18 protein-coding genes are annotated in these 20,247 nt (G+C 62.3%); 12 read left to right on the top strand and 6 right to left on the bottom strand.

Annotation, left to right across the window (positions count from 1 at the left end; genetic code table 11):
* Positions 1–39 precede the first annotated feature (39 nt).
* Entirely contained in the window at positions 40–735 is a 696-nt protein-coding gene (locus AA309_RS06195; protein WP_047188087.1) for a GntR family transcriptional regulator, read from the bottom strand.
* 146 nt (positions 736–881) lie between these two features.
* On the opposite strand from AA309_RS06195, the gene AA309_RS06200 reads away from it, so the two are divergent.
* From AA309_RS06200 to lhpI, 10 genes are all read left to right on the top strand, one after another.
* Positions 882–1,811 (top strand): dihydrodipicolinate synthase family protein, encoded by a 930-nt coding sequence (locus AA309_RS06200; RefSeq protein WP_047188088.1) that lies wholly within the window; start codon positions 882–884, stop codon positions 1,809–1,811.
* Between the two features lie 79 nt (positions 1,812–1,890).
* Positions 1,891–2,913, top strand: coding sequence for a 4-hydroxyproline epimerase (locus AA309_RS06205; protein WP_047188225.1), 1,023 nt, complete (start codon positions 1,891–1,893; stop codon positions 2,911–2,913).
* 74 nt (positions 2,914–2,987) lie between these two features.
* Positions 2,988–4,226 (top strand): NAD(P)/FAD-dependent oxidoreductase, encoded by a 1,239-nt coding sequence (locus AA309_RS06210; RefSeq protein WP_047188089.1) that lies wholly within the window; start codon positions 2,988–2,990, stop codon positions 4,224–4,226.
* Between the two features lie 300 nt (positions 4,227–4,526).
* Entirely contained in the window at positions 4,527–5,333 is an 807-nt protein-coding gene (locus tag AA309_RS06215; protein ID WP_047188090.1) for an ABC transporter substrate-binding protein, read from the top strand.
* Positions 5,334–5,412: 79 nt separating this feature from the next.
* Entirely contained in the window at positions 5,413–6,078 is a 666-nt protein-coding gene (locus AA309_RS06220; RefSeq protein ID WP_047188091.1) for an amino acid ABC transporter permease, read from the top strand.
* A 10-nt stretch (positions 6,079–6,088) separates the two neighbouring features.
* Positions 6,089–6,742, top strand: coding sequence for an amino acid ABC transporter permease (locus AA309_RS06225; protein ID WP_047188092.1), 654 nt, complete (start codon positions 6,089–6,091; stop codon positions 6,740–6,742).
* Positions 6,735–7,457, top strand: a complete 723-nt coding sequence (locus tag AA309_RS06230; protein ID WP_047188093.1) for an amino acid ABC transporter ATP-binding protein — start codon at positions 6,735–6,737, stop codon at positions 7,455–7,457. Before AA309_RS06225 ends, AA309_RS06230 begins: the two co-directional genes overlap by 8 nt.
* Positions 7,458–7,521: 64 nt before the next feature.
* Positions 7,522–8,550, top strand: a complete 1,029-nt coding sequence (locus tag AA309_RS06235; protein WP_047188094.1) for a trans-3-hydroxy-L-proline dehydratase — start codon at positions 7,522–7,524, stop codon at positions 8,548–8,550.
* Between the two features lie 54 nt (positions 8,551–8,604).
* Positions 8,605–9,621: an Ldh family oxidoreductase gene (locus AA309_RS06240; protein WP_047188095.1), complete on the top strand. Its 1,017-nt coding sequence runs from the start codon at positions 8,605–8,607 to the stop codon at positions 9,619–9,621.
* Between the two features lie 14 nt (positions 9,622–9,635).
* On the top strand, positions 9,636–11,378 hold the full coding sequence (gene lhpI / locus AA309_RS06245; protein ID WP_047188096.1) for a cis-3-hydroxy-L-proline dehydratase: 1,743 nt from the start codon (positions 9,636–9,638) through the stop codon (positions 11,376–11,378).
* A 4-nt stretch (positions 11,379–11,382) separates the two neighbouring features.
* Here lhpI and AA309_RS06250 read toward each other — a convergent pair whose 3' ends face one another.
* Positions 11,383–12,537 (bottom strand): M24 family metallopeptidase, encoded by a 1,155-nt coding sequence (locus tag AA309_RS06250; protein WP_047188097.1) that lies wholly within the window; start codon positions 12,535–12,537, stop codon positions 11,383–11,385.
* Between the two features lie 181 nt (positions 12,538–12,718).
* Between AA309_RS06250 and AA309_RS06255 the strand changes: the two genes are divergently transcribed.
* Both AA309_RS06255 and AA309_RS06260 read left to right on the top strand, forming a co-directional pair.
* Positions 12,719–13,243, top strand: a complete 525-nt coding sequence (locus AA309_RS06255) for a PAS domain-containing protein (protein ID WP_047188226.1) — start codon at positions 12,719–12,721, stop codon at positions 13,241–13,243.
* On the top strand, positions 13,218–14,594 hold the full coding sequence (locus AA309_RS06260; RefSeq protein ID WP_047188098.1) for a methyl-accepting chemotaxis protein: 1,377 nt from the start codon (positions 13,218–13,220) through the stop codon (positions 14,592–14,594). Before AA309_RS06255 ends, AA309_RS06260 begins: the two co-directional genes overlap by 26 nt.
* 225 nt (positions 14,595–14,819) lie before the next feature.
* On the opposite strand, the gene gyrB is transcribed toward AA309_RS06260, so the two are convergent.
* From gyrB to recF, 4 genes are all read right to left on the bottom strand, one after another.
* A complete protein-coding gene (gene gyrB, locus AA309_RS06265) occupies positions 14,820–17,246 on the bottom strand; it encodes a DNA topoisomerase (ATP-hydrolyzing) subunit B (protein ID WP_047188099.1) in 2,427 nt (808 codons plus the stop codon).
* Positions 17,247–17,445: 199 nt separating this feature from the next.
* Positions 17,446–18,060: a LysE family translocator gene (locus AA309_RS06270; protein WP_047188100.1), complete on the bottom strand. Its 615-nt coding sequence runs from the start codon at positions 18,058–18,060 to the stop codon at positions 17,446–17,448.
* 100 nt (positions 18,061–18,160) lie between these two features.
* Entirely contained in the window at positions 18,161–18,958 is a 798-nt protein-coding gene (locus AA309_RS06275; RefSeq protein WP_047188101.1) for a CPBP family glutamic-type intramembrane protease, read from the bottom strand.
* Positions 18,955–20,115 carry a DNA replication/repair protein RecF gene (recF, locus tag AA309_RS06280; RefSeq protein ID WP_047188102.1) on the bottom strand — a complete coding sequence of 387 codons (1,161 nt, stop codon included), beginning with the start codon at positions 20,113–20,115 and terminating at the stop codon, positions 18,955–18,957. Before recF ends, AA309_RS06275 begins: the two co-directional genes overlap by 4 nt.
* Positions 20,116–20,247 lie beyond the last annotated feature (132 nt).

Below are 20,247 nucleotides of genomic sequence, written 5' to 3' on the forward strand. Positions count from 1 at the left end.
CCCCTCACGAAAAGTAACGAGACAGTTCGCACTGTCTCGTTACTTCTGCGCGCTCACCTTCTGATGTTCTTCCAAGTAGCTGCGCAGCGATTTCCCCGCGCCCTCGATATGCGTTTTCAGAAGCGAGCAGGCGGCGCTGATCCTGCCTTCCGTGCAGAGCTTCAGAAGTTCGGCGTGCTCGCTGGCGGCGCGCTCCATGCCTTGCGTCAATGAAAGCTGGAGGCGCGTGTGGCGGTCGCTCTCCTGCAGGAGGTTGGCAACGATGGCGAGCGAGCGCGGCTGCTTGGCGTGTTGGTAGAGCACCATGTGGAACTCGGTGTTCAGCTCGCCCCAGCGGCTGATGTGCATGGCCCGCAGCTCGGAGCTGTATTCCTGCAGAATCTCGTTCAGCCGCTTGTAGTCGGCTTCCGTCAGGCGCGGGGCCGAGGCCTTGAGCAGGCGCGGTTCGAGCCAAGCTCTCAGCTCGAAGAGTTCGTCGATCTCTTCCGTTGAAAGCTCGGAGACAATCGCGCCCCGGTGAGGATGGATTTTGACGAGGCCTTCCGCCTCCAGCTGCATCAGGGCCTCGCGGACCGGGATGCGGCTGACGCCGAATTCGGCGGCGAGCGCATCTTGCCGCAGCTGGAAGCCCGATCTGAACTCCCCATCGACGATCCGGCGCCGCAGCTCCTCCGCGACCGCCGAGGAGATGGTCCTGTGCTGCAATGACTTCTGGGCAGGTCTGGAAGGCGGCATGGGCGCTCGGATCTCAATTGCCAATAGGCGGGGAAGCGGATTTCATTACTCTATAGCAGATCGTCCAGAGATTGGCTTGACATCGGCGATTTTATACAATCTACATTAACAGGATTCAACGCCTCATCGCAGGAGCTAAGAGCAAAATGGCGAAAAAAATCGGCTGGGAAGGCGTCTTTCCCGCAGTGACCACCCAGTTCAAGCCGAACTACGAGCTGGATCTCGAGGCCACCGCCAAGGTGATGGACGGCCTGATCCGGGACGGCGTGTCCGGCCTCATTGTCTGCGGCACCGTCGGCGAGAACACCTCGCTCAGCCGGTCCGAGAAGGTCGCCGTCATGGAAACCGCGAAGGCTGTTTCTGCTGGTCGCGTGCCCGTCATCGCCGGCATCGCCGAGTTCACGACCCAGTTTGCCTCGGAAGTCGCGAAGGAAGCCGCTCGCGTGGGTCTCGACGGCATCATGGTGATGCCTGCTCTCGTCTATTCCTCGAAGCCTCACGAGACGGCCGCTCACTTTCGCGGCGTCGCCAAGGCGACCGACCTGCCGGTGATGGTCTACAACAACCCGCCGATCTACAAGAACGACGTGACGCCTGACATTCTCGCCTCGCTCGCCGATTGCGAGACCGTCGTCTGCTTCAAGGATTCGTCGGGTGACACGCGTCGTTTCACCGACACGCGCAACATGGTCGGTGACCGCTTCGTGCTCTTCGCGGGCCTCGACGACGTGGTGGTCGAGAGCGTGATGCTCGGCGCCGTCGGCTGGATCTCCGGCATGTCGAATGCCTTCCCGCAGGAGGGCGAGACCCTGTTCCGTCTCGCGAAGGCCGGCCGCTATGAAGAGGCGCGCGCTCTGTACGATTGGTTCATGCCGCTGCTGCACCTCGACGCCCGTCCCGACCTCGTCCAGTGCATCAAGCTCTGCGAAGAGATCATGGGCCGCGGCTCGGCACTCACCCGTCCGCCCCGTCTGCCGCTCGAAGGCAAGGACCGTGCCTACGTCGAGGAGGTCATGGCCCAGGCGCTGAAGAACCGGCCGAAGCTCCCCGAGGTGGGATTGAAGCCGGCAGCCTGATAAGGTGACGGCGGGGGAGCAAAGTCTCCTCCGCCTCTTTCTTTCCATTCACGAGAAAAATCGATCTGCGAGCGAAGCCATGGCGCGTCACACCTTTTTCTGCATCGACGGTCACACCTGCGGCAATCCCGTCCGCGTGGTGGGTGGCGGCAGCATTCCCCAGCTCAAAGGGCAGACGATGTTCGAACGGCGCCAGCACTTCCTGGCGGAATACGACTGGATTCGCACGGGCCTCATGTTCGAGCCACGCGGGCACGACATGATGTCGGGCTCGATTCTCTATCCGCCAACGCGCCCCGATTGCGATGTGGGCATTCTCTTCATCGAAACCTCCGGCTGCCTGCCCATGTGCGGCCACGGCACCATCGGCACGGTGACGATCGCGCTGGAGAACGGCCTCATCCATCCGAAGACACCCGGCCTTCTCCGGCTCGATACGCCGGCCGGTGTGGTCGAGGCGCGCTACGAGCAGAACGGTCCGTTCATCGAACGGGTGCGCATCACCAACATTCCGTCGTTCCTCTATGACACAGGCTATGAAGTTGAGGTCGAGGGCCTCGGACACCTCACCGTCGACGTGGCCTATGGCGGCAACTTCTATGCCATCGTCGAGCCACAGAAGCTCTATTCTAATCTTGCGGACGTCAATCCATCCGACATCCTGCGCTGGAGCCCGAAGCTGCGCGAGGCGTTCAATGCGCGCTACCAGATCGCGCATCCGGAGAACCCGAGCATCAATCGCCTGACGCACGTTCTGTGGACCGGCAAGGGGCAGACGCCGGGCGGCACGGCGCGCAACGCGGTGTTCTATGGCGACAAGGCCATCGACCGTTCGCCCTGCGGCACGGGAACGTCGGCTCGCATGGCGCATCTCGCCGCGCGCGGTGCTCTGAAGGAAGGCGATGCCTTCGTGCATGAGAGCATCATCGGCTCGACCTTTACGGGCCGCATCGAAGGCCGCGCGAAGGTGGGCGGCCGCGATGCCATCATCCCGTCCATCGAAGGCTGGGCACGCGTGACCGGCTTCAACACCATCTTCATCGACGATCGGGATCCCTTTGCGAACGGCTTCCAGGTCGTGGATCAAACCCGCTCTGCGTAAGATCGAGTGAATGCGTTGGGCGACCCGCAGGCCGAGTCGCCCTTGTCCTTGAGGTCTCTTCCACAACAGGTTTCATGATGCGGATCGCGATTGTTGGTGCAGGTATCGTGGGCCTTGCCGCTGCTCATGCGCTTCTCGACAAAGGACACCAGGTCACTCTTGTCGATCCCGGCAACAATCAGCAGCGCCCGACCGACGGCAATGCGGGCTGGATCGCGCATATGGACGTGATGCCGCTGGCGTCGCCCAAGGCCTGGAGAAACCTGCCTCGCTGGATGATGGATCCGCTCGGGCCGCTCACCATCAGGCCAGCTTATCTTCCCGCTCTGACTCCATGGCTGTTGCGATTCGTTCTGGCCTCATCTCCAGCGCGCATCAAATCCAGCATCGCCGCCCTTCGCGCGATCAATGCGGAAGCCCTGCCGTCATGGAAAGCACTTCTAACCACCCTGAGCTTGAATGGCCATCTTCGTGAGAAAGGTATTCTCTCGGTCTGGCGAGATCGCAACCACTTCCTGCGGGCCGAAGACATCATCACCCGCCAGAAGAATTTTGGAATTCCGCTGGAAGTTCTCCAGCCGGAGGATCTGAAGCAGATTGAGCCAGCGCTGCACAGCGTTGAAGCGGCGGTTCTCTATCCGGAGGGCTGCCATGTGTCCGATCCTGCGCTCCTGGCTGCCGATCTGCTGAGGCTCGCATTGGAGCGGGGAGCCGTGCTTGTCTCCGCGAAGGCGCTCGCCGTCGAGCCTGCGAACGATGCCGTTCACATTCGCACCGACGGTGCGGTGAAGGATGTCACAGCTGATCGTGTTCTGATTTCCTCCGGTGTCTGGTCGCGCGCGCTCGCCAAGCAGCTGGGCGACAATATTCCACTGGATACGGAGCGTGGATACAATGCCACTTACGCGAAGGGCGCGTTCGGCCTCAACCGTCCGGTGATGTTCGAGGGCGAAGGTTTCGTCGCTTCGAATCTCGATACCGGCGATCGCGTCGGCGGTGCCGTGGAATTCGCCGGAACGCAGGCTCCGCCCAACCACGAGCGTACCTCGGCTATGATCACGCGCCTCAAGCGCTTCCTGCCACACCTCGATGAAAATCAGCCCGCCAAGCGCTGGATGGGTTTTCGTCCCTCAATTCCGGATTCGCTGCCTGTCATCGGCCAGGCTGATAAAGACAAGCGCATCGTCTACGCGTTCGGCCATGGGCATTATGGCCTGACGCAAGCTGCCATCACATCCCGTCTCATCACGGAGATGATGGAAGGCAAGCCCGGTTCTCTCGATCTGACGCCGTTCTCGGCTCAACGTTTTTGATGGAGCGCGTCAACGCTTTTGATGTGACGCACAAGCTGAGCTGAAGTAGGAGGGGGCGCTCAAGCCGACGCATCCCGCGCATTTGTACGCGCAGCTTTCTTATACGGGCAACAAAGACTTAGCGTCTCGAATGCCCGAAAAGACAGCCGTCTGCGCAACCGCTACGCAATGTCGCTCAGACCTTAGGCTAATTGAAACAAATTTCATATTGAAAATTGTATCCAATATGCAGATGCTGCGCCGGCTGATCTCAGGCGAGGACTGCCGGGCTCGGACACGAATCAACCAGGGGACCAAACGATGAAACTGAGGACCACAGCGGCCGCACTTCTTCTCGGCATGATCGCCGCCATGCCTGCCAAAGCCGACAAGCTCGACGACATCATTGCCTCCGGCGTGCTGCGCTGCGCCGTGGTGCTCGACTTCCCGCCCATGGGATCGCGCGATGAAAAGAACCAGCCCGTCGGTTTCGACGTGGACACCTGCAACGATCTGGCCAAGGCTCTTGGCGTGAAGGCCGAGATCGTCGAAACTCCCTTCCCGGATCGCATTCCGGCGCTCGTCTCGGACCGCGCGGATGTGGGCGTCGCCTCGACCTCCGACACGCTCGAGCGCGCCAAGACCGTCGGCTTCTCGATCCCCTACTTCGCCTTCAAGATGGTCATCCTCACGAGGGAAGAAACGGGCATCAATACCTATGAGAACCTGAAGGGCAAAAAGACCGGATCGACCTCAGGCACCTTCGAGGCGATTGCCCTTGAGAAAGACGTGAAGGCGTGGGGTGGGGGCTCGTTCCGTCCCTATCAGACCCAGGCTGACGTTTTCCTTGCGCTCTCCCAGGGCCAGATCGATGCGACGGTCGTGACGAACACCGTGGCGCATGCCGTCGTGAAGTCCGGCAAGTACAAGGGTTTCGTCGTGAAGGGCGATGCTCCCTATGTGACGGACTATGTCTCGCTCATCGGGCTGCGCCAGGAGCAGGGCCTCCTCAACTACCTGAACCTGTTCGTGAACCAGCAGGTGCGCACGGGCCGCTACAAGGAGCTGTTCGAGAAGTGGGTCGGCGGTGAGGCTCCGGACCTGACCGTCAAGGGCGTCTACTACTAATCGACATGCATCGGCCGAGGGTGATCCAATCACCCTCGGTCTCTTTTGGTTCTGTTATGTTCTTGGGCACGCCCCCATCATGCTGAATTACACATTTCATTGGCGCCCGGCCCTCAACGCTCTCCCGGACATGCTGGGAGGCGCTCTGGTTTCGCTCCAGATTGCCGTGCTGTCGATGGTGATCGGCGTCGTCTTCGCCGTGTTCCTAGCGCTGGGCCGCCAGTCGAACAACAAGCTTTTCTATGGTTTCTCGACCGGCTGGGTGGAGCTGGCACGCAACACGCCCGCCCTGTTCCAGGTCTACATGACGTATTTCGGCTTGGGCTCCTTCGGAATCCAGCTCGATTCTTACGTGGCGTTGCTCGCTGGCATCGCCTTCAACAATGCGGGCTATCTCGCCGAAACGTTCCGTGGCGGACTTCGCGCCATTCCGCATACGCAGACACGCGCTGCCCGCTCCCTGGGCATGAGCGCGCCGCAGGCTTTCCGCCTGATCGTGCTGCCGCAGATGTTCAGGATCGTGTTCTATCCCATGACCAATCAGATGGTCTGGGCACTTCTGATGACATCGCTCGGCGTCACGGTCGGCCTCAATACGGATCTCACCGGCGTCACGCAGGATCTGAACGTGCGCACCTTCCGCACCTTCGAATATTTCGCCATCGCGGCGATCATCTATTACCTGCTGGCGAAGTTCATCACCCTCTCGTCGCGCCTCTTCGCTTGGCGCCTGTTCCGGTACTGAGGAGACGGCGATGTTCGAGACAAGTCTCACCTGGAACGACGTTCTTTTCCTCCTCCAAGGCGCAGGAACGACGCTGACCATCACCTTCTGGGCCGTGCTCGGCGGCACCATCCTGGGAATGCTCTTCGGCCTCGCCCGCGCCACGGCGCCGTGGTGGCTCAACGCGCCCATCGGCTTCGTGCTGGACATCCTGCGCTCAGTGCCGCTCCTGATCCAGTTCGTTCTCGCGAACTCGTTCAAATCCATCCTCAAGCTCAACGTGACGGCCTTCACGGTGGGCTGCGTTGTGCTGGCACTCTATACGGCGGCGTATTGCGCGGAGATCGTGCGCGGCGGCATCCTGGCCGTTCCGCCTACGACGCGCCGCGCGGCCCGTTCGCTCGGCATGACCTACACTCAGGACCTGACCAACATCGTCTTCCCGATTGCGCTGCGTGTTGCGCTCCCCAGCTGGATCGGCCTCACGCTCGGCGTCATGAAGGATACGGCGCTCGTTCTCTGGATCGGCATCGTCGAGCTTCTGCGGTCTTCCCAGATCCTCGTGACTCGCCTCCAGGAGCCGCTCTTCATCCTTTCGATTGCAGGCCTGATCTACTTCCTCATGAGCTTCCCGATTGCACGGCTCGGGGCACGGCTCGAAAAGCGGTGGCGTGAAAATGATTGAGTTGAAAGATGTTCGTAAGTCCTTCGGCAGCCTCGAGGTGCTGAAGGGCGTCAGCCTCACCGTTCAGAAGGGCGAGGTGCTTTCGGTTATTGGTGGTTCGGGTTCGGGCAAATCCACGATGCTCATGTGCATCAACGGCCTCGAACCGATCCAGGGCGGTCAGATCCTTGTCGATGGCATTGATGTCCATGCCCGCGGCACGGATCTCAACAAGCTCCGTCAGAAGATCGGCATCGTGTTCCAGCAGTGGAATGCATTCCCGCATCTCACGGTCCTCGAAAACGTAATGCTCGCGCCACGCAAGGTGCTGGGCAAGAGCAAGAGGGAAGCCGAGGAGATCGCCGTCAAGCAGCTCACCCATGTGGGCCTGGGCGAGAAGCTGAAGGTCTATCCCTCCAAGCTCTCGGGCGGCCAGCAGCAGCGCATGGCCATCGCGCGCGCACTCGCCATGTCGCCGGACTACATGCTCTTCGACGAGGTGACTTCGGCGCTCGATCCGCAACTCGTCGGCGAGGTGCTGGATACGCTGAAGATGCTCTCGGAGGAGGGCATGACCATGATCCTCGTCACGCACGAAATCCGCTTCGCGCGCGATGTGTCGGACCGGGTGGCTTTCTTCCACAAGGGCCTGATCCATGAGATCGGTGCGCCCGAGCAGGTGATTGGAAACCCGCAGAAACCCGAGACGATCGACTTCCTGAAGTCCGTTCTCTGACGGCGCGGGGTTGATCCCCGTGCCAGCCTCTTCACAATAAGCCCGTCCTGACTCGGAGAGCATCATGCGTACGTCGAAAGTCGTTCATGTCGTCAGCTGCCACGCGGAAGGGGAGGTCGGCGATGTGATCGTGGGCGGCGTTGCGCCGCCCCCGGGTGACACCGTGTGGGAGCAGTCGCGCTTCATTGCCCAGGACGAGACCTTACGAAAATTCGTGCTGAACGAGCCGCGCGGCGGCGTCTTCCGGCACGTGAACCTTCTGGTGCCGCCAAAGAATCCAAGGGCACAGATGGGCTGGATCATCATGGAGCCCGCCGACACGCCGCCCATGTCAGGCTCCAACTCCATCTGCGTGTCGACCGTGCTGCTCGATACCGGCATCATCCCGATGCAGGAGCCGATCACCCGCATGGTTCTCGAGCCTCCCGGCGGCCTCGTCGAGGTGGAGGCGGAATGCAGGAACGGCAAGGCCGAACGGATCCGGGTTCGCAACGTCCCCTCTTTCGCCGACAAGCTCGACGTGAAACTTGAGGTCGAGGGTGTCGGCACGCTCACCGTCGATACGGCCTATGGCGGCGACAGCTTCGTGATCGCAGATGCGCAGGCCCTTGGTTTTGCGATCCGTCCCGACGAGGCGAAGGATTTGGCCGAGATCGGCGTGAAGATCACCCGCGCGGCCAATGAGCAGATCGGCTTCAGGCATCCCGAGCTGCCCGGCTGGGATCACATTTCCTTCTGCCAGATCGCAGCGCCTCTCGTGGACCGTGACGGCGTTCCGCATGGCTCCAATGCCGTCGTGGTGCGACCAGGCAAGATCGATCGCTCGCCCACGGGCACGGGCTGTTCGGCCCGCATGGCCGTGCTTCATGCGCGCGGCATCCTGAAGGTGGGCGACAGCTTCATCGGCCGCTCGATCATCGATTCCGAGTTCATCTGCCGGATCGAGGACGAGGTGACGGTCGGGGCTAAGAAGGGCATCATCCCGTTGATCTCGGGACGGGCCTGGATCACGGGCACCCACCAGCACATGCTCGATCCCGACGATCCGTGGCCGGATGGCTACCAGCTGTCGGATACCTGGCCGCAGATGTAAGCCGAAGAGAACACGCCTTTCGACCAATCGCAACCGAACGGACAACGAATAAGCATGAGCGAAGAAGTCTCCCTCTCGCTGGACGAGGTCCGGCGCATCAGCACCGATGTTCTGAAAGCCGGCGGTCTCTCTCAGGAGCATGCTGAAGCCATCGCCGGTGTGATCTATGCCGGACAGCGGGACGAATGCCATTCCCATGGCATGTACCGGTTGCTTGGCTGCGTTCGCTCCGTGAAGGAGGGCAAAGTCAATCCGAGCGCCCTGCCGGATGTGGTGGATCACGCGCCCGCCATCGTGCGCGTCAACGCCCATTACGGCTTCTCGCCCCTGGCATTCGCGCGCGGCAGACCGCTGCTCGTCGAAAAGGCCCGCAGGACGGGCCTTGCGGCCATGGCGATCAACAATTGCTATCACTTCTCGGCCCTCTGGCCGGAGGTCGAAGCCATCTGCGCGGATGGGCTGGTGGCGCTTGCCATGACACCGAGCCACAGCTGGGTCGCGCCGGCCGGCGGCAAGAAGCCCGTGTTCGGCACGAACCCGATCGCTTTCGCCTGGCCGCGTCCTGACGGTCCGCCCTTCGTGTTCGACTTCGCCACCAGCGCCATCGCACGCGGCGAGATCGAGCTGCACCGGCGCGCAGGCAAGCCCATCCCCACCGGCTGGGCCATCGACAGCGAGGGCAACCCGACGAACGATGCGACGGCCGCTTTGGCTGGCGCGATGCTCACCTTCGGCGGCCACAAGGGATCGGCCCTGTCTGCCATGATCGAGCTGATGGCGGGCCCGCTCATCGGCGACATGACGAGTGCGGAATCCATGGCCTTCGATGGAGGCGTCGGTGCTGCGCCGTGCCATGGCGAGTTGATCCTCGCCTTCGATCCTAACGTGTTTCTCGGTGCAGACGCCGCGCAGCATGTGGCCCGTGCCGAAAAGATGTTCGACGCCATCGTGGGCCAAGGTGCGCGTCTGCCGTCGCAGCGCCGCTACGAGGCGCGTGAGCGCAGCAAGGCGAACGGCGTTCGCATCCCCAGGGCACTCTACGACGACCTGCAGGCTCTCCTGCCGCGTTGATAAAAGGAGCTGACATGAGCGAAGCTGTCTTTTCCGGCACCGCCTTCGTTCATGGCGAGGCTCTTGGAGAAATCATCGCCAGCAATGTAGAGCTGAGCTTCTGGGGCGGTGTCGATCCCTTCAGCAGTGAGGTCATCGACCGGCACCATCCCCTCAGCGGTCAGATCCTGACCGAAAAAATCCTCGTCATTCCCGGTGGGCGCGGTTCCTGCTCGGGGAGCGGCGTGATCCTGGAACTGCTTCTCACCGGAAAGGGACCCGCGGCCATGGTGGTCGAGCGGGAGGACGACATCCTCACTCTCGGGGTCGTGATCGCGGAAGAAGTCTTTGGCAAGTCCATTCCTGTCGTCACTCTCGATTCGAAAGACTTTCGGCAGGTGGCCGCAGCACGCTATGCGCGGGTCGACGGCAATCGTGTTGAATGCGGCGACCATCCTGAAGCACTGCGCGAGCTTCCGCTTGCCGAGAAAGGGCCGGAGGGCAACGCTTCCCATATCGAGCTGAGCGAAGTGGATCAGGCTTATCTGGATGGCGTGCACGGCAGGGCCGGACAGGTGGCGATGAAGGTCATCCTGCGGATGGCTCAGCTGCAAGGCGCCAATCAGCTGATCGACGTCACGCAGGCGCATATCGATGGCTGCGTCTATACCGGTCACGGCTCGCTGAAGTTCGCGCAGCAACTGCGGGATTGGGGCGGGAAGGTTGCCGTGCCGACCACACTCAATTCAATTTCCGTCGATCACCGCCGCTGGCGCATGCAAGGCATCGATCCTGCCTTCGGAGAGCCGGCGAGCCAATTGGGTGATGCGTATGTCGATATGGGTGCGCGTCCCACCTTCACGTGTGCGCCTTACCTTCTCGACAGCGCACCGAGTCAGGGCGAGCAGGTCGTCTGGGCCGAGTCCAATGCGGTCGTCTATGCCAATAGCGTGCTCGGCGCGCGGACGATGAAATATCCGGATTTTCTCGATATCTGCATCGCGCTCACGGGCCGCGCACCGCTGGCGGGATGCCATATCGAGAGCAGCCGGAGGGCCGTACTCCAGATCAACTTGCCAAGGCTCAAGGATCTCGACGACGCGTTCTATCCGCTGCTCGGCTATCACCTGGGCCTCGTCGCCACGAGCCGGATTCCCGTCATTACCGGGCTGGAATGGGCTGCGCCCTCACAGGATGACCTGAAGGCCTTCGGGGCTGCGTTCGCGACCACCTCAAGCGCGCCCATGTTCCATATTCTCGGCGTGACGCCCGAGGCAGCGACACTGGAAGATGCGACCGGCGGCGAGAGCATTCCGACCATCGACATTCGCATCGAGGACCTGCTTCAGAGCTGGCGCGAACTCGACAGCGCATCGGAACAATCGGTCGATCTCGTATCGCTTGGCAATCCGCATTTTTCCTTCAGCGAATGCGAAAAGCTCGCCGCCCTCTGCCGCGGCCGCACGAAGCATGAGGACGTGACGGTCGTCGTGACCTGCGGACGTGACACGCACGACAGGGCGCGAGAGGCCGGCATCCTGTCAGAGCTTGAACGCTTCGGGGTTCAGTTCGTCACGGATACCTGCTGGTGCATGATCATCGAGCCGGTCATTCCGCCGATGGCTGAAACGATCATGACGAATTCCGGCAAATACGCCCATTACGGCCCGGGCCTCACAGGACGGCACTTCCATTTCGGAAGCCTTTCCGCCTGCGTCGATGCAGCCTGCACGGGCTTTGCCAGGGGAAATCTGCCCCTTTGGCTCCAAGAGGGCTGAGTTCTTAACCGAAGGGCTGCGTCGGTGATGTCGAGGGCTGCGTGAACCATTGCGGCCCGCTCTCCGTCATGACGACATGGTCTTCGAGCCTCACGCCGAAGGCACCGGGCACGAGGATCATCGGCTCGTTGGAGAAGCACATGCCCGGTTCGAGCACGGTCCGATTGCCGCGCACGATGTAAGGCTCCTCATGGATCGCAAGCCCCAAGCCATGGCCCGCACGGTGCGGCAGGCCGGGAACACGGTAATCCGGCCCGAGGCCATGAGCCTCGATCACGCCGCGTGCCGCGGCATCGAGGGCCTCGCACGGTGCGCCGATGTGGGCTGCATCAAACACCGCCTGCTGCGCCTCGCGCTCGATGGCCCAGATGCGCGCGATCGCGGCTGAAGGCTCATCCAGAACGTAGGTGCGCGTCAGATCCGAGCAATAGCCGTCGATATGGCAGCCCGTATCGACGAGGATCAGATCACCCGCTGCCAGCACCTGGTCACCCTCGGCCCCATGCGGCAGGGAGGTCGCAATGCCGAAGGAGACGATGCAGAAAGACGAACCGTTGTCTGCGCCCCGACGCCGATGCTCGGCATCGATGAGAGAGACGATCTCGGAAGCCCGCACACCCGGTTTCATCGCTGCGTGCGCCACCCGATGCACGTCGAGCGTCAGATTCATCGCATATCGAATGAGCGCGATCTCGGCGGCGGATTTGCGCATGCGCAGGTCAGCGATCAAAGGCCCGCCATCCACCAGCCGCTCCGCACCAAGCGATCTGACGAGTCGGTGATAGAGGAAGAGCGGCAGCTGGCTGTCGAGCGCCAGGGGGGCCTTGTTGCCCAGAAGATCCGCCACAAGAGCCGTCGGGTCCTCATCCTCCTCCCAGGTGGCGATCTCGGCCTCGAGCCGCGGCAGCGTCTCCACCCGGGAGCGCTCGAAACCCGGCACCACATAGATAAGCCGTTCTGCTGTCACGAGCGCGCCGCAGAGCCGCTCGCTCGGGTGCCAGACCAAGCCGGTGAAATAACGGAGGCTCTGCGTCGAACCGAGAAGGAGCCCGGCGACACCGGAAGCTTCCATCTCCTGCCGCAATCGTGCAAGACGCCCAAGCCTTTCCACATCGGAGATCGGTGGAAGGGGATGCTGCCAAGAGGAGGATGCTGACATGGAGGAGCCTTCAAGAGCGGTCGCGTAAGCTGACCTTTGCTTCGCGCATCCCTCGCGCGAGATCAACCCTCCTGCGAAGGATCTTGCTTCTGATGTGATCAGGCTCACGCAAGCAAGTTTTGCGAGAAACAGACCTGATGTCCAAGGCAACAACAAGCTGCCGCTCCTTCTCAAATCCCAGATGACCAAAGCGATCACCCCCACTCAACGTGAGATCTTCTTCGATCCCGATTCCTTCATCGTCTCGAAGACGGACCTGAAAGGCCGGATAACCTATGCGAACAGGGTCTTCTGCGAGGTCGCGGGTTACACGGAGCAGGAGCTGATCGGTCAGCCGCACAGCCTGATTCGCCATCCGGATATGCCCCGCGCGGTGTTCAAGCTTCTGTGGGACACGATACAGGATGGGCGCGAGGTTTTCGCTTACGTCAAGAACATGGCCCGCAGCGGCGACTATTACTGGGTCTTCGCCCATGTGACGCCGTCTTATGACAGGAACCTGCAGGTCTGCGGCTTTCACTCCAGCCGTCGCGTGCCCAAGCGCGATGCGGTGGAAAAGATCATCCCGCCCTTCTACGCCGAACTGAGCCGCATCGAATTCTCCTACCGCAATGCCAAGGAGGGCCTCGCGGCGTCCCAACAGCACCTTATGAAAACACTCGCTGCGAGCAAGGTCAGTTATGATGAATTTGTCTTCTCTCTCTAAGGCGAGCACCGGGTTTGCAGTCGCAGCCCTTGCCGTCACGGGACAGGTCATTGCAACCCTCATCACCGGCTCGATGCCGTCGATTGCCCTGCTCGTTGCCGATATCGGCTTCATCTTCGGCGGTATGATGCTGCTGCGCACGTACCGTGCGCTCGCAACGGCCACAGAAATCCTCGATCGTGTGGGGCATGGAGACTTGGAGGCCCGGGTCATCGGTAGCAAGGAAGGCGGGGCTCTCGGAAAGCTGCATGGCACGATCAACGATGCCACGGATCGGATCGACGCCTATATCCGCGAGTCCTCGGCAGCCATGAATGCCGTCCGCAACAATCAGTACTTCCGTCGCATCCTGCCGGATGGGCTTCATGGCGCTATGCTCCACGGCACCTCCATCATCAACGAGGCTTCCCACATCATCGAGGGACGTCTCGCCGCCTTCAATGAATCGACTGCGGAATTTGAGGGGGCGATCAATACGATCGTGAAGGCTCTCTCAGAGTCCTCGTCGAACATGAGCACCATGGCATCAGCGCTGCAGGAAGGTGCGACCCTCACCGATGACCGCACCAATCTCGTGGCTTCGACAGCCGCCGAGATGGCAGTTAATGTCCAGACCGTCGCCGCTGCGGTTACGCAGCTTGCCGCCTCCGCACAGGAGATCGGCACCGAGGCCGATCATTCGGCGATGCGGGCCCGGCAGGCGGCGCAGGAAGCGCAATCCACCGGCGCCATCGTCAACGGTCTCAACAACGCAGTCGAGCGGATCAGTACCGTGGTGGGCCTGATCACCAGCATTGCCGAGCAGACCAATCTTCTCGCTCTCAATGCCACCATCGAAGCCGCCCGTGCGGGCGAAGCCGGGCGCGGATTTGCCGTGGTGGCTCAGGAGGTCAAGGCACTCGCCACCCAGACCGCCAAGGCGACGGAAGAGATCGCCAACGAGATCTCGGAATTGCGCTCCGCTTCCACGGCAGCCGTTTCCGCTGTGGCCGAGATCTCGACCATCGTGGCGGATATCGATCATGCCACCTCGCGGATCGCTCAGAGCATTTCAGGCCAAACCGCTGCCACCGCCGAGATCGCGCGCAGCGTCGAGCAGACCTCGGTGGGAACGCAGGGCGTGACGGACAACATTCAGAGCGTGAGCCAGAATACAGCTGAAACCAAGCATCTGGCCGGCTTGGTGCTCGATACGTCGCGAGAGGTCGCGGTTCAGGGCGAGCACCTGGCCGAGCAAGTCCGCAAGTTCCTCGTGGCGCTGCGTCGCGGCCCCATGGACCGCCGACAGAACGAGATCAGCGACTTCAAGGGCGGAGAGCGCCACCTGCGCGCTCTTCCGCGCGCGGCATAAAGACGATGCCGGCCATGAAAAACCCCGCTCAAAAGAGCGGGGTTTTTGTCGTTTGAAACTGCGTCTGAAGCCTTAGAGCATCGGACAAGAAAAGTGGACCTGCACTTTTGGGTCTGATGCTCATTTCCTAAAGCAGCGCATCGTTCGATGCAGAACCGGAGGTCCGCGTCAGCAAAAACCGGGCCCACTTTTCGCTGACGCGGCCCTTCGGGTCCGCACGATGCGCTAGACGTCCAGGTTCGCCACGGAGAGCGCGTTCTCCTGGATGAACTCGCGGCGGGGTTCCACCACGTCGCCCATGAGCTTCACGAACAGGTCGTCGGCATCGGTGGTGTCCTTCACCTTCACCTGCAGGAGCGAGCGGATCTCACGGTCGAGCGTGGTCTCCCAAAGCTGCTGCGCGGTCATTTCGCCAAGGCCCTTGTAGCGCTGCAGCTGCAGGCCCTTGCGACCGGAGGCGATCACGGCGTCGAACAGAGAGAGCGGACCGTCGATTTGCATCTCGTCGTTCTTGCGCACGAGCGTTGCCGGCTTGGCATAAACGTCCTGCAGAGAAGCGGCGCGCTCGTCGAGCTTCTTGGCTTCCTGGCTTGCGATCAGCGCTTGGTCGAGAGTGGCGCTCTGCGTCACGCCACGCACGGTGCGCGAGAAGACGTAACCGCCTTCCCTGACCTCGCCGGTCCAACCGCGCTCGAGCTCTTCCGAAATCGCATCGAGACGTTGCGCGATGTAAGCGGCAGCAGCGGGGCCGCGCTGCGGATCTTCCACCACGTCCGGGCGCAGCGCGCCGGCAATGGCGGCTTGCTCCACGGCCTTGCGATTGTAGCGCGTATGCAGATTGCTCAGCACCTGACGCACGAGGCGTGCCTCGTCGATCAGGCCTTTCAGCTGATCGCCCTGGAATTCCACGCCAGACTCGAGGCGCAACGATGCGCTCTCGATGCCTGCATCGATGAGGAAGTCTTCCAGCGCACGCTCATCCTTGAGATAGATCGAGGACTTGCCGCGGGTCGCTTTATAGAGCGGCGGCTGCGCGATGTAGAGGTGTCCGCGCTCGATCAGCTCCGGCATCTGACGGAAGAAGAACGTGAGCAAGAGCGTGCGAATATGCGAGCCGTCCACGTCGGCATCCGTCATGATGATGATGCGGTGATAGCGCAGCTTGTCGAGGTTGAACTCTTCGCGGCCAATGCCTGTGCCGAGCGCGGTGATCAGCGTACCGATTTCCTGGCTGGACAGCATCTTGTCGAAACGAGCGCGCTCGACGTTGAGGATCTTGCCGCGCAGGGGCAAGACTGCCTGGAAGGCGCGGTCGCGGCCCTGCTTGGCGGAGCCACCGGCCGAGTCGCCCTCCACGAGGATGAGTTCGCATTTCGACGGATCGCGCTCCTGGCAGTCGGCGAGTTTGCCGGGCAGCGAGGCGATATCAAGAGCGCCTTTGCGACGCGTGAGTTCGCGCGCCTTGCGAGCGGCTTCACGCGCGGCAGCGGCCTCCACCACCTTGCCGACAAGCGTCCTGGCTTCCGTCGGATGCTCTTCAAGCCAGTTGTTGAGCGCTTCGTTGACCACGTTCTCGACCGCGGGGCGCACCTCGGAGGAGACGAGCTTGTCCTTGGTCTGCGATGAGAACTTAGGGTCCGGCACCTTCACGGACACGACGGCGGTCAGGCCCTCGCGGCAATCGTCGCCGGTGAGAGAAACCTTTTCCTTCTTCGTCATGCCCGAAGACTCGGCATAGCCGTTCACCTGGCGAGTGAGCGCCGCGCGGAAGCCCGCGAGGTGCGTACCGCCATCCCGCTGCGGGATGTTGTTGGTGAAGCACAGCACGTTCTCATGGTACGAGTCGTTCCACCAGAGCGCCACTTCCACGCCGATGCCGTCCTTCTCCGAGCGAATCATGACCGGCTGCTGGATGAGCGGGGTCTTGGCACGGTCGAGATAGCGCACGAAGGCTTCCACGCCGCCCTCGTACATCAGTTCCTCGCGCTTGTGCTCCGCATGGCGCTTGTCGGTGAGGATGATGCGCACGCCGGAGTTCAGGAAGGCCAGCTCGCGCAAGCGATGCTCGAGGGTGGTGTAGTCGAACTCCACCATGGTGAAGGTTTCAGGCGATGGCGTGAAGGTCACTTCCGTGCCGCGCTTGTCCGGTGCGTCGCCGACAACCGCCAGAGGTGCCACGGCATCACCGTGGCGGAACTCCATGAAGTGTTCCTTGCCGTTGCGGTAGATGCGCAGCTTGAGCGAGGTCGAGAGCGCGTTCACCACCGACACGCCCACGCCGTGCAGACCGCCAGAGACCTTGTAGGAATTCTGGTCGAACTTACCGCCCGCATGCAGCTGGGTCATGATGACCTCGGCCGCCGAGACGCCTTCGCCCGGGTGGATGTCGGTGGGGATGCCGCGGCCATTGTCGGTGACGGTCACCGAACCGTCGGCGTTGAGCGTAACCGTGACTTCCGTGGCGTGACCGGCCAGAGCTTCGTCGATGGCGTTGTCCACCACCTCGTAGACCATGTGGTGGAGGCCAGAGCCGTCATCGGTATCGCCGATATACATGCCCGGCCGCTTGCGCACCGCATCAAGGCCTTTGAGCACCTTGATGGATTCCGCGCCATAGGCGTCGGCATTCACGTTGATAGCAGGTTCGGCCATTTGGGATCCTTCGAGGCGCAGCGGAAAGGATGAAGGCGCGCCAGGGGTTTGATTCGTCAGATCAGATATTTAGTGACGATTGGTTGAAATTTCACCCCCGCGCGCATACGCGCGCGTGGAAAGGGGCGGAAAAATCCACGGAAAAGTGCCGTTTTAGGGCCTCCGGGGGGCGGTTCTTTGCCTCACCCCGAAAAGGGCTTCAACGGGCCGCCACGGCCGCCGCTGCGCCCGCCATCACCGTGCCGGTGATCCGGTTGAGAATGCGGATGGCGCCGGGTCTGGTGAAGAGCCGACGGGCCCGGGCGGCGAGCACGATATAGCCGCCGAACACCACCGACAGCACGGCCATGGTTGCCAGGGCGAGCTCTAGGTAGCCCAGCACCGTGATCCGTGTCAGATCGAGGAAGGTGGGCAGAAGCGCGAGGTAGAACACGATCGCCTTGGGGTTGCCCAGCGTCAACGCCAGCCCGCCCAGCAGGAGCTTCGCCGGATGCTCGGACTTTCCCTCTGCGACCACGTCCCGAGCCGTGGCTGGCGCCGTCCAGAGCTTGTAGGCGAGGTAGAGCAGATAGACCGCGCCCGCGTATTTGACGGCCAGGAAGACCCCGTGGAAGGTCTGGGCCAAAGCGGCAAGCCCCAGCACTGCGAAGGTGAGCCACACCAAATCGCCCAGGACGATCCCGGCGCTGAGCGCCACCGCTCCCTTCGGCCCCCGCCCCAGCACCCGCGCCACGATGGCGGCAATCCCCGGCCCCGGAGAGGCAGCGGCGATGAAGAGGGCGGACGAGAACAGGATGAGGCCTGCGGGTTCCATGGCTATGACCGGCACAAGAGATGCTGTTGCGACTCCTTCATAGGCCGAAACAGCGTCTTACACCATTAAGGAGTTTTGATGTGTTCAATCACACCGCGCCTCACTGTGCGAGGTTGTGCCCAAGACGCGCGAAAAGCGGCGTCACAGTCCAGAAGATGACGTGGACAAACGCATGAGCCAGCATGGCGTGCTCCAGGCTGCGTCTCGCATAGAGCCAGCCGAAGAGAAGGCCCAGCAATCCGTTCAGGCTCAACGTCCTGGCGATCAGCACACCCTGATCAGCCGGCGAGGTTCCCGCGACCACACCCAGATGTCCCGCCGCGAAGGCAAGAGCCGAGACCCCGATGGAAATCCAGACGAGAAAGGGGCGGAACCGGCCTGCCGTCAGGCGCAATCCTGCCCAGAGCAGGAGGGACAGGAGCCCGAAACGGAACATCAACTCCTCGGTGATGCCGCCATAGAGCAGTCCGAGCATGCGCTCGCTCAATGTGACATCATCGAGGCGCGTAATGCTCACGAAAGCTGCTGGGAAAAGCGACCTGAAAACGAGATCGGCGGCGATTGTCGCGGAGGCGAGAACAAGTGTCAGCAGCAGCGTCGAGCCCCAGGCCCCTCTGGATGCCTGAGCGGGTTCACCACGCAGTCGGCGGAGGATGAAGGAGCTCAGTCCAGCCTTCTCCGTCAGCGCAACGCCTAGGGCAACACCTGCCAGGAGAAGGATCGTAGGCTGGACAAGCAGAAGGGCCGCAAGAACCGATGTCGGAAGATCGGAGGCCTCGGGCAGTCCACGCACCAGTTCGGCGGCGCGCTGCGTCACCGGGATCAGGGACAGGATACCAACGAAACCAAGGCTGCTCATGGCCAGGAACGGCTTCAGGAAGGAGCGTCGAGTCGTCATGGCGTCGACAGCGCCTCGATTTTCCCGGGCGAGACCTGCAGCATATCTGCGCGGCCTTCGAGTTCTGTAAAAAGGCTCGGGTCCGCGCCCGTCATCCAGACCTGGCCGCCCAGCGATTCCAGCGCCGCAAAGAGACCCGCGCGGCGGCGCGGGTCGAGATGGGCGGCGACCTCGTCAAGCAGCACGAAAGGCGCGATGCCGCTCATGCTGGCAACCAGCCCCGCATGGGCGAGAACGAGGCCGATGAGCAGCGCCTTCTGCTCGCCGGTGGAGGCGGTGTTGGCAGGAATGTCCTTCGGTCCGTGCCGCACGAGAAGATCGGAGGCCTGCGGGCCGACGAGGGTGCGCCCGGCCGCGCGATCGCGTGCGCGATAGTCGCGCAGGATCGCGCGGTAGCGATCCTCCGCATCGACGGCAGGAAGCGTGGCGATGAGCGTATCGATCTCGCCTTCAAGCCCCATCGTGGCGAAGGGGAAGGGGGAATCCTCCTCGCGCGTTTCGAGGATGAGTGCCGCCAACCGCTCCACCGTCTCGCGGCGCGCAGCGGCGACGGCGATGGCAAGCTCCGCCACCTCGCGCTCCAGCGCATCGAGCCAGAGGCGGTCGTCGGGATTGTCCTCGAGCACGCGATTGCGGGAGCGCAGCGCCCGTTCGAGAGCATTCACGCGCGCACCATGCTCGGCATCGACGGCGAGGACAAGGCGGTCGAGAAAACGGCGGCGATCGCCAGCGGGCCCGCGAAACAGCGCATCGAGATCGGGCGTGAGCCAGACCACACGGAGGAATTCCGCGAAAGCCGTGGGCGAGGATGCGGTCGTGCCATCGATACGGCAGATGCGCGAGGATCGGCCGATTTCGCTTTGAGGCTCAATCCCGGTGCCGAGGCGATGCTCGCCGTAGGGTGCGTCAAGGGTGAGTGAAATGGCAAACGAGCCGGGGCCGCCCTGGCGTGCCATATCGCCCAGTTCTGCGCGGCGCAAGCCGCGTCCGGGCATGAAGAGAGAGATTGCCTCCAGCACATTGGTCTTGCCCGCGCCGTTCTCGCCGACAAGCGCGACGAGTTGGCGCGACACGGGGAGGTCCAGACTCGCATAGGTACGAAAATCCTGGAGGATCAGGCGGGCGATTCGGGACGCGGGGACAGGAGCGGAGGACATGCGCTCCCTTCATTCAGGAGCAAGCGCGAAAGATCAAGCGTCGGCACGGCCAAACCGCATTTTACGATTGTCGCGAGGGCTCCCTTGATCATGGTCAGGCTTGTTATGGGCGGGCTTTTCCCGGCCACCCCG

It is taken from the genome of Microvirga vignae (assembly GCF_001017175.1).
Classification (GTDB): Bacteria; Pseudomonadota; Alphaproteobacteria; order Rhizobiales; family Beijerinckiaceae; genus Microvirga; species Microvirga vignae.

Bases quoted from the DNA above. Each gene is read 5' to 3' on its own strand.
- AA309_RS06195 (WP_047188087.1), bottom strand. From the start codon at position 735: ATGCCGCCTTCCAGACCTGCCCAGAAGTCATTGCAGCACAGGACCATC.
- AA309_RS06200 (WP_047188088.1), top strand. From the start codon at position 882: ATGGCGAAAAAAATCGGCTGGGAAGGCGTCTTTCCCGCAGTGACCACC.
- AA309_RS06205 (WP_047188225.1), top strand. From the start codon at position 1,891: ATGGCGCGTCACACCTTTTTCTGCATCGACGGTCACACCTGCGGCAAT.
- AA309_RS06210 (WP_047188089.1), top strand. From the start codon at position 2,988: ATGATGCGGATCGCGATTGTTGGTGCAGGTATCGTGGGCCTTGCCGCT.
- AA309_RS06215 (WP_047188090.1), top strand. From the start codon at position 4,527: ATGAAACTGAGGACCACAGCGGCCGCACTTCTTCTCGGCATGATCGCC.
- AA309_RS06220 (WP_047188091.1), top strand. From the start codon at position 5,413: ATGCTGAATTACACATTTCATTGGCGCCCGGCCCTCAACGCTCTCCCG.
- AA309_RS06225 (WP_047188092.1), top strand. From the start codon at position 6,089: ATGTTCGAGACAAGTCTCACCTGGAACGACGTTCTTTTCCTCCTCCAA.
- AA309_RS06230 (WP_047188093.1), top strand. From the start codon at position 6,735: ATGATTGAGTTGAAAGATGTTCGTAAGTCCTTCGGCAGCCTCGAGGTG.
- AA309_RS06235 (WP_047188094.1), top strand. From the start codon at position 7,522: ATGCGTACGTCGAAAGTCGTTCATGTCGTCAGCTGCCACGCGGAAGGG.
- AA309_RS06240 (WP_047188095.1), top strand. From the start codon at position 8,605: ATGAGCGAAGAAGTCTCCCTCTCGCTGGACGAGGTCCGGCGCATCAGC.
- lhpI (WP_047188096.1), top strand. From the start codon at position 9,636: ATGAGCGAAGCTGTCTTTTCCGGCACCGCCTTCGTTCATGGCGAGGCT.
- AA309_RS06250 (WP_047188097.1), bottom strand. From the start codon at position 12,537: ATGTCAGCATCCTCCTCTTGGCAGCATCCCCTTCCACCGATCTCCGAT.
- AA309_RS06255 (WP_047188226.1), top strand. From the start codon at position 12,719: ATGACCAAAGCGATCACCCCCACTCAACGTGAGATCTTCTTCGATCCC.
- AA309_RS06260 (WP_047188098.1), top strand. From the start codon at position 13,218: ATGATGAATTTGTCTTCTCTCTCTAAGGCGAGCACCGGGTTTGCAGTC.
- gyrB (WP_047188099.1), bottom strand. From the start codon at position 17,246: ATGGCCGAACCTGCTATCAACGTGAATGCCGACGCCTATGGCGCGGAA.
- AA309_RS06270 (WP_047188100.1), bottom strand. From the start codon at position 18,060: ATGGAACCCGCAGGCCTCATCCTGTTCTCGTCCGCCCTCTTCATCGCC.
- AA309_RS06275 (WP_047188101.1), bottom strand. From the start codon at position 18,958: ATGACGACTCGACGCTCCTTCCTGAAGCCGTTCCTGGCCATGAGCAGC.
- recF (WP_047188102.1), bottom strand. From the start codon at position 20,115: ATGTCCTCCGCTCCTGTCCCCGCGTCCCGAATCGCCCGCCTGATCCTC.